This window comes from Streptomyces flavofungini, assembly GCF_041028215.1.
In the GTDB taxonomy this organism is placed as follows: Bacteria; Actinomycetota; Actinomycetes; order Streptomycetales; family Streptomycetaceae; genus Streptomyces; species Streptomyces flavofungini_B.
This window is the reverse complement of record NZ_JASKYR010000365.1, coordinates 1-8,064: the sequence shown is the minus strand read 5'-3', so window position 1 is coordinate 8,064 and position 8,064 is coordinate 1. Positions and strand designations below refer to the sequence as shown.

11 protein-coding genes are annotated in these 8,064 nt (G+C 71.4%); 7 read left to right on the top strand and 4 right to left on the bottom strand.

Going from position 1 to position 8,064, the window contains the following annotated elements:
• Nucleotides 1-1,118: FUSC family protein (locus AB8Z36_RS23680; RefSeq protein ID WP_369215382.1), on the top strand; the 1,118-nt coding region annotated here is incomplete at its 5' end.
• Here the strand turns inward: AB8Z36_RS23680 and AB8Z36_RS23675 are convergent.
• The 3 genes from AB8Z36_RS23675 to rpmB form a co-directional block, all read right to left on the bottom strand.
• Nucleotides 1,115-1,585: a hypothetical protein gene (locus AB8Z36_RS23675; RefSeq protein ID WP_369215381.1), complete on the bottom strand. Its 471-nt coding sequence runs from the start codon at nucleotides 1,583-1,585 to the stop codon at nucleotides 1,115-1,117. The genes AB8Z36_RS23680 and AB8Z36_RS23675 overlap by 4 nt on opposite strands.
• Before the next feature lie 77 nt (nucleotides 1,586-1,662).
• Nucleotides 1,663-1,968, bottom strand: a complete 306-nt coding sequence (gene rpsN, locus AB8Z36_RS23670) for a 30S ribosomal protein S14 (protein ID WP_369215380.1) — start codon at nucleotides 1,966-1,968, stop codon at nucleotides 1,663-1,665.
• A gap of 52 nt (nucleotides 1,969-2,020) precedes the next feature.
• The gene (gene rpmB, locus AB8Z36_RS23665; RefSeq protein WP_369215383.1) at nucleotides 2,021-2,257 is read right to left on the bottom strand and encodes a 50S ribosomal protein L28; all 237 of its coding nucleotides are present in this window, start codon (nucleotides 2,255-2,257) and stop codon (nucleotides 2,021-2,023) included.
• A gap of 71 nt (nucleotides 2,258-2,328) precedes the next feature.
• Between rpmB and rpmG the strand changes: the two genes are divergently transcribed.
• The 4 genes from rpmG to AB8Z36_RS23645 all read left to right on the top strand — a co-directional run bounded on the left by rpmG (nucleotide 2,329) and on the right by AB8Z36_RS23645 (nucleotide 4,373).
• Nucleotides 2,329-2,493, top strand: a complete 165-nt coding sequence (gene rpmG / locus AB8Z36_RS23660; protein WP_369215379.1) for a 50S ribosomal protein L33 — start codon at nucleotides 2,329-2,331, stop codon at nucleotides 2,491-2,493.
• A 5-nt stretch (nucleotides 2,494-2,498) separates the two neighbouring features.
• Nucleotides 2,499-2,744: a type B 50S ribosomal protein L31 gene (locus AB8Z36_RS23655; RefSeq protein WP_369215378.1), complete on the top strand. Its 246-nt coding sequence runs from the start codon at nucleotides 2,499-2,501 to the stop codon at nucleotides 2,742-2,744.
• Nucleotides 2,744-3,883: a CobW family GTP-binding protein gene (locus tag AB8Z36_RS23650; protein ID WP_369215377.1), complete on the top strand. Its 1,140-nt coding sequence runs from the start codon at nucleotides 2,744-2,746 to the stop codon at nucleotides 3,881-3,883. Before AB8Z36_RS23655 ends, AB8Z36_RS23650 begins: the two co-directional genes overlap by 1 nt.
• A 250-nt stretch (nucleotides 3,884-4,133) precedes the next feature.
• On the top strand, nucleotides 4,134-4,373 hold the full coding sequence (locus AB8Z36_RS23645; RefSeq protein ID WP_198503329.1) for a DUF397 domain-containing protein: 240 nt from the start codon (nucleotides 4,134-4,136) through the stop codon (nucleotides 4,371-4,373).
• Between the two features lie 114 nt (nucleotides 4,374-4,487).
• Here AB8Z36_RS23645 and AB8Z36_RS23640 read toward each other — a convergent pair whose 3' ends face one another.
• Nucleotides 4,488-4,976, bottom strand: coding sequence for an ATP-binding protein (locus tag AB8Z36_RS23640; RefSeq protein ID WP_369215376.1), 489 nt, complete (start codon nucleotides 4,974-4,976; stop codon nucleotides 4,488-4,490).
• 301 nt (nucleotides 4,977-5,277) lie between these two features.
• Between AB8Z36_RS23640 and AB8Z36_RS23635 the strand changes: the two genes are divergently transcribed.
• Both AB8Z36_RS23635 and AB8Z36_RS23630 read left to right on the top strand, forming a co-directional pair.
• Nucleotides 5,278-6,141 (top strand): helix-turn-helix domain-containing protein, encoded by an 864-nt coding sequence (locus AB8Z36_RS23635; protein WP_369215375.1) that lies wholly within the window; start codon nucleotides 5,278-5,280, stop codon nucleotides 6,139-6,141.
• Nucleotides 6,142-6,220: 79 nt separating this feature from the next.
• Nucleotides 6,221-7,678: an aldehyde dehydrogenase family protein gene (locus tag AB8Z36_RS23630; RefSeq protein WP_369215374.1), complete on the top strand. Its 1,458-nt coding sequence runs from the start codon at nucleotides 6,221-6,223 to the stop codon at nucleotides 7,676-7,678.
• Nucleotides 7,679-8,064: the final 386 nt, after the last annotated feature.

The window sequence follows — 8,064 nt, the reverse complement described above, 5'->3', positions numbered from 1 at the left end:
CCTTTCCCGCCCTCGTCCCCACGGGCCTGCGGGCCATGCGGTCGGCCCTGCGCCACGAGTCCCCGATCGCCCGGCACGCCATCCGGGTCACGGCGGTCGCGGCGGCGGGCTATCTCCTGGGCACCTGGCTGCCCTTCGGCCACGGCTACTGGGCCCCGATGGCCGCGGTCATGGTGCTGCGCCCCGACTTCTCCCAGACCTACTCACGGGCGGTGGCCCGCTTCGGCGGCACGCTGGTGGGCGTCGCGCTCGCCACCGGCCTGGTCCAGCTGGCCCACCCCGGCACGGCCCTGTCCGCGGCGGTGGCGGTGGTCTGCGCCGGGCTGATGTACCTGCTGATGCGGACGGGGCAGGTGGCGGCGCAGGCCTGCGTGTCCGCCTACGTCGTGTTCCTGCTCGGCATGGGCGGCCAGCAGTGGACGCAGACGGTCCCGGAGCGGGTGGTCCTGACGCTGCTCGGCGGCGTCCTCGCGATGATCGCGTACGCGGTGTACCCCGCCTGGGAGACCCCCAGGCTGCGCACCCGGCTGGCCGACTGGCTGGTCGCGGACGGCCGCTACGCGGCGGCGGTCATCGACCGCTACGCCGACCCGGCGGGCAAGGCGTGCCCCGACGTCCGTGAGGCGCTGCTCGCCGCGAGGGACGCGCGTATCGCCTGGCAGGAGGCGCTGGCGCGGGCGAAGGACGAGCCGGTGCGGCACCGCGGCCTCTCCCGCGCCACGGCTGCGGACGCGGAGGAGGCGCTGGCCCAGCTGGGCCGGGTGGCCATGCTGATGGAGGCCCACCTGCCGGACCGCGACGCGACCCCCGTACCCGCGGCGGCCCGCCTGGCCGACGCCCTGCGGACCTCGACGGAACAGGGCGCCAAGGCGGTACGCGAACGCCGCGTGCCGCGGTGGGACGAGGTCCGCGAGGCCCTGGCGGAGTGGGAGGGCGAGGGCGTCCCCGACCGAGTGGTCCGCAAGGGCGCGACCCTCCTCCTGCAAGCCCTCGAAGACCTCTCCGAGGCCCTGGACACCACCCCGCCTCCCATGCTGGTGGACGGCACATCAACCCGTACCGACCAGCACGGTCCGCCGGATCCGCCCAGGGCGGGGGACGCCCCGCCGCCGGGCTAGGGCGCTTCGGACGGCACCCCGGTAGGCAGGCCGTCGGGCAGTTCGCCGCCGTCGGTCCGGAGGAACTCGTCCCTGCCCGCGCCTTCCCAGACGACCTTCAGGGTCTTGGCGTCCACGGACTCGACGCGGCCCGCCGTGCGGGCGGAGTCGCCCTTGGGGCAGGTGAGGTCGATCGTGCGGGAGCCCGCCTTGTCGCCCGTGGTGCCGTTGCAGAGCACGTCCTCGCCGACCAGGGTCGCCGTCTTCTCGTGGATGACGAGGGCCAGCGGCTTGCCGTCGGCCGTCGCGACCCACGAGCCCTCCAGGCCCGCGCCCTTCGCGCCGGAGCCGGAGCCGGACGAGCCGGAGTCACCGGAGCCGCCGGACGAGGACGAGCCGCGGTCCTTCTTGCCGCCGCCCCCGACACCGCCCCCGTCACCGTCACTCCCGCACCCGGCCACGGCGAGGACCGCGGCCAGCGCGGCCACGGCCGCTCCGGCCCGAACACCACGGACGTACCTGCGCACTTGAAGCCCCCTGGTCGTCGAAAAAATCGCGCGCCAAGCTACCAGGAGGATTTGCGCACCCCGGGCAGGTATCCGGCGTGCGCCTGCTCGCGCAGCGAGATCCGGGAGAGGCCGAACGCCCCCACGTAGCCGCGCGGACGCCCGTCGACGCTGTCCCGGTTCCGCACCCGCGTGGCACTCGCGTCCCGCGGCTGCCGCGCCAACTCGCGCTGCGCGGCGAGCCGTTCGGCCTCGTCCGTGGCGGGCCGCCGAATGATCTCCTTCAGCTCGGCCCGCCGCACGGCGTACCGCGCGACGATCTCACGCCGCCGCTCGTTCTTCGCGATCTTGCTCTTCTTGGCCATCTTTTCCTCCCTCAGACCTTCACTTCTCGGACCTTCGTCGGACCTTCGCTCCTCAGACCCGTACGCCGCGCGCGCGGATGCGGGCCACCGCGGCCTCGATCCCGATGCGGTCGACGGTCTTGATCCCCTTCGCGGCGAGCCGGAGCCGCACGTACCGGCCCTCGCTCGGCAGCCAGTACCGCTTGCGCTGGACATTGGGGTCGAAGCGGCGGGAGGACCGCCGGTGGGAGTGGGAGATCCGGTTGCCGAAACCGGGCTCGGTCCCGGTGAGCTGACAGTGGGCGGACATGGTGACGCACCTCTCGGTCGTGGTGGAGCCCCCGCTCTTGAAAACGAGAGTCATTTTCATATACTAGCCACATGTCCCGCAACGAACTCCGCCCCGTCATCAAGCTCCGGTCCACCGCCGGAACGGGCTACACGTACGTGACCCGCAAGAACCGCCGCAACGACCCCGACCGCCTCACGCTGCGCAAGTTCGACCCCAAGGCCGGACGCCACGTCGACTTCCGAGAGGAGCGCTGACCGCCATGCGCAAGGACATCCACCCGCCGTACGGCCCGGTCGTCTTCCGCGACAAGGCCGGAGGCTTCGCCTTCCTCACCCGGTCCACCGCCACCAGCGAGAAGACGGTCGACTGGGAGGACGGCCGCACCTACCCCGTCATCGACGTGGAGGTGTCGTCCGCGAGCCACCCCTTCTATACGGGCAACGCGCGCGTCATGGACACCGCGGGCCGCGTCGAGCGCTTCGAGCGGCGCTTCGGTAAGCGCTGATGGGCCCCATGAACGTCGTGATCGTCGGCGGCCTCCACGCGGACACCCGCAGGGAGGCCGTCGACCGTCTGCTCGCCACCGCCCCGGCGAGCGTGGCCCTGCACCACGACCTCTCCACCGCCGTGCACGGCACCGTCACCCGCACCGTGCGCGACGCCACGGGGGTGCTCTCCACGGGCGACGCGCCGCTGGTCGACGACTGCGCGTGCTGCGCGCTCCGCGAGGACCTGCTGCCCGAGCTGTGGCGGCTCGCGGACGCGGGCCCGGCCCGGCTCGCCGTCGTGGAGCTGTGGGATTCGGTCGAACCCAAGGCGATGGCCGAGGTGGTCGCCGCCCACGGCGGTGAGCGGCTCGTGCTCAGCGGCGTGATCACGGCCGTCGACCCCGCGCTGCTGCTGCCCTGCCTCGGCAACGGCGACGACCTCCTGGACGCCGGACTCGCCGCCGCGCCCACCGACCAGCGCACGGTCGCCGACACCTGGGCACGCCAGCTGGAATACGCGCCCGTCCTCGCGGTGGCCGACTCCGCCGACGCGGACGACGAGGACCACGCCCTGCTCGCCCAGCTCCACCCCACCGCCCACCAGGTCGACGCGGGCGCGGGCGACCTGCTCGCCGCCGCGCTCGCGGGCTTCGACGTCGAGGCCGCCGCCGCGGCGCAGCACCCCTCGTGCGCGCTGCTGCCCGCCGAGGCCGACGAGTGCGGGGTCGCCACCCTCGTATGGCACCGGAGGCGGCCCTTCCACCCGGAGCGGCTCCATGCCGCCCTGGAGGACCTGACCTGCGCCGCGCTGCGCAGCCGCGGGCGGTTCTGGCTGGCCGACCACCCGGACACCCTGCTCGGCTGGGACGCGGCGGGCGGCGCGCTCTGCGTCGAGAGCGCGGGCCCCTGGCTGGCGTCGCCGCCGGACGCCGCGTGGGAGATGGTCCCGCCGATGCGCCGCGCCGCCGCCGCGCTCGACTGGCACCCCGAGCACGGCGACCGCTGCAACCACCTGGTGTTCACCTCGCCCGGCCTCGACCGCGAGGGCCTCACCGAACTCCTGGAGTCGTGCCTGCTGACCGACGAGGAGTACGCGGCGGGCCGGGACGCCTGGAAGCACCTGCCGCCCGCCTTCGACGCCCTCCTGGAGGTCTGAGCCCGGGTCACATGGATGACCGCGCACCGCGTCCGCGCCGTTTGTGTTCCGTCCCCCCGGGACGGAACACAAACGGCGCGGTGTGCGTCTTTCCCTAGAGGTACGCGTGCGGGCGTGGCCTGTAACCGAGGCAACACCCCGCGTGCACGTGCATCTGCCCATGCATCCGCATGTGAACAGAGCTATGATCCGGGACAGTTGACTACTGCATCTAGAGGCCATACAGGCACTGCACCACCGGGGAGCGACTGTGCACCACGCATTCAACGGCATGGCGGCCACGGAGCTCCACGGGGTGGTCTGGCAGAAGAGCAGGCACAGCAACTCGCAGGGCTCCTGCGTGGAGTTCGCGAAGCTGCCCGGCGGCGACGTCGCCGTGCGGAACTCGCGGTTCCCCGACGGGCCCGCGCTCGTCTACACGCGCGCGGAGATAGAGGCGATGCTGCTCGGCATGAAGGACGGGGAGTTCGACCACCTGGTCGGCGGCTAGCCCCCTGAACTGAACGCCGGGGGCCGGGCGCGCCGGGGCTCCGGTCGGGCGGGGCCCGGGCAGGGCCCCGCCCAGGGCAGGATCAGTACCCGCTTAGTTCCGCTCAGTTCGGGCTCAGGTCAGTCGGAACAGCGCCCAGACGACCTTGCCGCGCGTCGCGCCGGCCAGCGGGTGCCAGCCCCAGCCGTCGCTGAAGGAGTCGACGAGGAAGAGGCCGCGCCCGGACTCCGCCGAGAAGTCGTCGTCGGTCTCGCGCGCGACCGGGCTCTCGTCACTGGGGTCGCGCACCGCGCACACCAGACGGGACGCCCACCGCATCAGGTGCAGCCGCACCGAGGGGTCCTGGCGCTCGCGCGGGGCGTCGGCGGGCAGCGCGTGCCGCAGTGCGTTGGTGACGAGCTCGGAGACGACGAGGGCTATGTCGTCGAAGCGGTCTTCCAGATCCCACTGACCGAGCGTCGTACGGGTGAACCGCCGTGCGCTGCCCACCGCTTCGTAGCGGGCGGGGAGGGCGACGGAGGCCGTGTCGGAGACCGCGGAGGGGTCGAGTGGGGGAAGCCCCTGCCGTAACGGCTCGAGCATGGTCGATCCATTCGTCCCCATGCGAGGCACTCCCCGGTTTCGCGGTCATAGCGATGGAGCGGTGGCGCGGTCGGTCGCCGATGGTGCGTCGGTACAGCGGTGGCGCGCGGACCATGGTTCCGAATGCGCACAGCAGATGCAAGGGCAGATGCACGTGCACGCGCCGGACTTGATGGCTCCCGTGCTACTTCTTGCCCATTTCTCCCTACGACTTCTTGTGGAGAGCTTTCGCAGGCTTTCCGTTTCTGTAATCGAACGTGTACGGCCTGGTGCGTTTAATGGCAGACTGCAAGCTTCCAGTCGATGGGGAGGATTGAGCGAAGTGACCGCAGGGGAGTCGAGCGGCTCGGTGGTGCGGCGCATCCTGCTGGGTTCACAGCTGAGGCGCCTGAGGGAGTCCCGAGGCATCACCCGCGAAGCGGCCGGTTACTCGATCCGCGCATCCGAATCGAAGATCAGCCGCATGGAGTTGGGACGGGTGAGCTTCAAGTCCAGGGACGTCGAAGATCTGCTGACGCTGTACGGCGTCACCGACGAGACCGAGCGCGGCGCACTCCTCTCGCTGGCCAGAGAGGCCAACCTCACCGGCTGGTGGCACAGTTACTCCGACGTCCTGCCCGGCTGGTTCCAGACGTACATCGGCCTGGAGGGCGCCGCCTCCCTGATCCGGGTCTACGAAGTCCAGTTCGTCAACGGCCTGTTGCAGACCGAGGCCTACGCCCACGCGGTCGTCAAGCGCGGCATGAAGGGCGCGAGCAAGGCGGAGATCGACCGCCGCGTGGCCCTGCGCCTCGAACGCCAGAAGCTCCTCACCGCCGAGCGCGCCCCGCACTTCCACTGCGTCCTCGACGAAGCGGCGCTGCGCCGTCCGTACGGCGACCGCGACGTGATGCGTGGCCAGATCCAGCACCTCATCGAGGTCTCCGAGCGGCCCAACGTCACGCTCCAGGTGATGCCGTTCAGCTTCGGCGGCCACGCGGGTGAGAGCGGCGCGTTCACCATGCTGAGCTTCCCGGAGTCCGACCTCTCCGACGTCGTGTACGTGGAGCAGCTCACCGGAGCGCTCTACCTCGACAAGGCCGAAGAGGTCGCCCAGTACGAGCGGGTGGCCGCCCAGCTCCACAAGGACAGCCCTGATCCGGCGGACAGCCGCGACCTCCTGCGTGGTCTTCTCCAACTCACCTGACGCGTAACTACCATGACGTAACCTCAGGGGACAGGTTCCGTCTGCTTTCAGTCTGCTGCCGTGGCAAGGGGTCCGTCTCATGTCCTTCTTCACTGACCTGGCTCACCAGTACATCGACGGTGAGTGGAAGGTCGGCTCGGGTTCCTGGGACATCATCGACTTCAACCCCTACGACGGCGAGAAACTGGCCTCGATCACCGTCGCCACCGCCGACGAGGTCGACCAGGCCTACCGCGCGGCCGAGCGCGCGCAGCGGGAGTGGGCCGAGACCAACCCCTATGAGCGGCGCGGCGTCTTCGAGCGGGCCCTGCGGGTCGTGACGGACCGCGAGGAGGAGATCACCGAGGCGATCATCGCCGAGCTGGGCGGCACCAGGCTGAAGGCGGCCTTCGAGCTCCAGCTCACCAAGGAGTTCCTGCGCGAGGCCGTGCACCTCGCCCTGCGGCCCGAGGGCCGCATCCTGCCCTCGCCCGAGGAGGGCAAGGAGAACCGCCTCTACCGCACGCCCGTCGGCGTCGTGGGCATCGTCAGCCCGTTCAACTTCCCGCTGTTCCTGTCGATCAAGACGGTCGCCCCCGCGCTCGCCCTCGGCAACGCCGTGGTGCTCAAGCCGCACCAGAGCGCGCCGGTCATCGGCGGCAGCCTGATCGCGAAGATCTTCGAGGAGGCCGGTCTGCCCGCCGGTCTGCTCAATGTCGTCATCACCGACATAGCCGAGATCGGGGACGCCCTGATCGAGCACCCGGTGCCGAGCGTCATCTGCTTCACCGGCTCCGACCGCGTGGGCCGCCATGTCGCCACGGTCTGCGCCTCGCACTTCAAGCGCTCGATCCTGGAGCTCGGGGGCAACAGCGCCCTGATCGTCCTGGACGACGCCGACCTGGACTACGCCGTGGACGCGGCCGTCTTCAGCCGCTTCGTGCACCAGGGCCAGGTCTGCATGGCCGCCAACCGCATCCTCGTGGACCGGTCGGTGGAGGCGGAGTTCACCGAGAAGTTCGTCGCCAAGGTCGCCTCGCTGAAGGTCGGCGACCCGGCCGACCCCGCCACGCACATCGGCCCGCTCATCAACGCCTCGCAGGCGGAGGCCGTCTCGTCGGTCGTCGAGCAGACGATCGCCGCGGGCGCCAGGGCCCTGCTGCACGGGGCCGTCAAGGGCAACCTCGTCGCCCCCTCCGTACTGACGGAGCTGCCGCCCGGCTCCCCGGTCCTAGGCCAGGAGATCTTCGGCCCCGTGGCCCTGCTCGTGCCCTTCGACGGCGAGGACGAGGCGGTGCGCATCGCCGACGACACCCCCTACGGACTCAGCGGCGCGGTGCACACCGGCGACGTGGAGCGCGGGGTGAGGGTCGCCAAGCGGGTCAGGGCCGGGATGTTCCACGTCAACGACGGCACCGTGCACGACGAGCCGATCGTGCCGTTCGGCGGCGAGAAGAGTTCCGGTGTGGGCCGCCTGAACGGCGAGTCGACGGTGGACGCCTTCACCACCCACAAGTGGATCTCGGTACAACACGGACGCTCAAACTTCCCGTTCTGACGGACCCTGGCTCCGGATCTCCGGCCCCTGGACGCTTCTGGGGCTTCCCGGCCTTCCCGGGCTTCCGGCCTTCCCGGGCTTCCCGGCCTTCCCGGGCTTCCGGCCTTCCCGGGCTTCCGGCCTTCCCGGGCTTCCGGCCTTCCCGGGCTTGCCGGCCTTCCCGGGCTTCCGGCCTTCCCGGGCTTCCGGCCTTCCCGGGCTTCCGGCCTTCCCGGGCTTCCGGCCTTCCCGGGCTTCCGGCCTTCCCGGGCTTCCGGCCTTCCCGGGCTTCCGGCCTTCCCGGGCTTCCGGCCTTCCCGGGCTTCCGGCCTTCCCGGGCTTCCGGCCTTCCCGGGCTTCCGGCCTTCCCGGGCTTCCGGCCTTCCCGGGCTTCCGGCCTTCCCGGG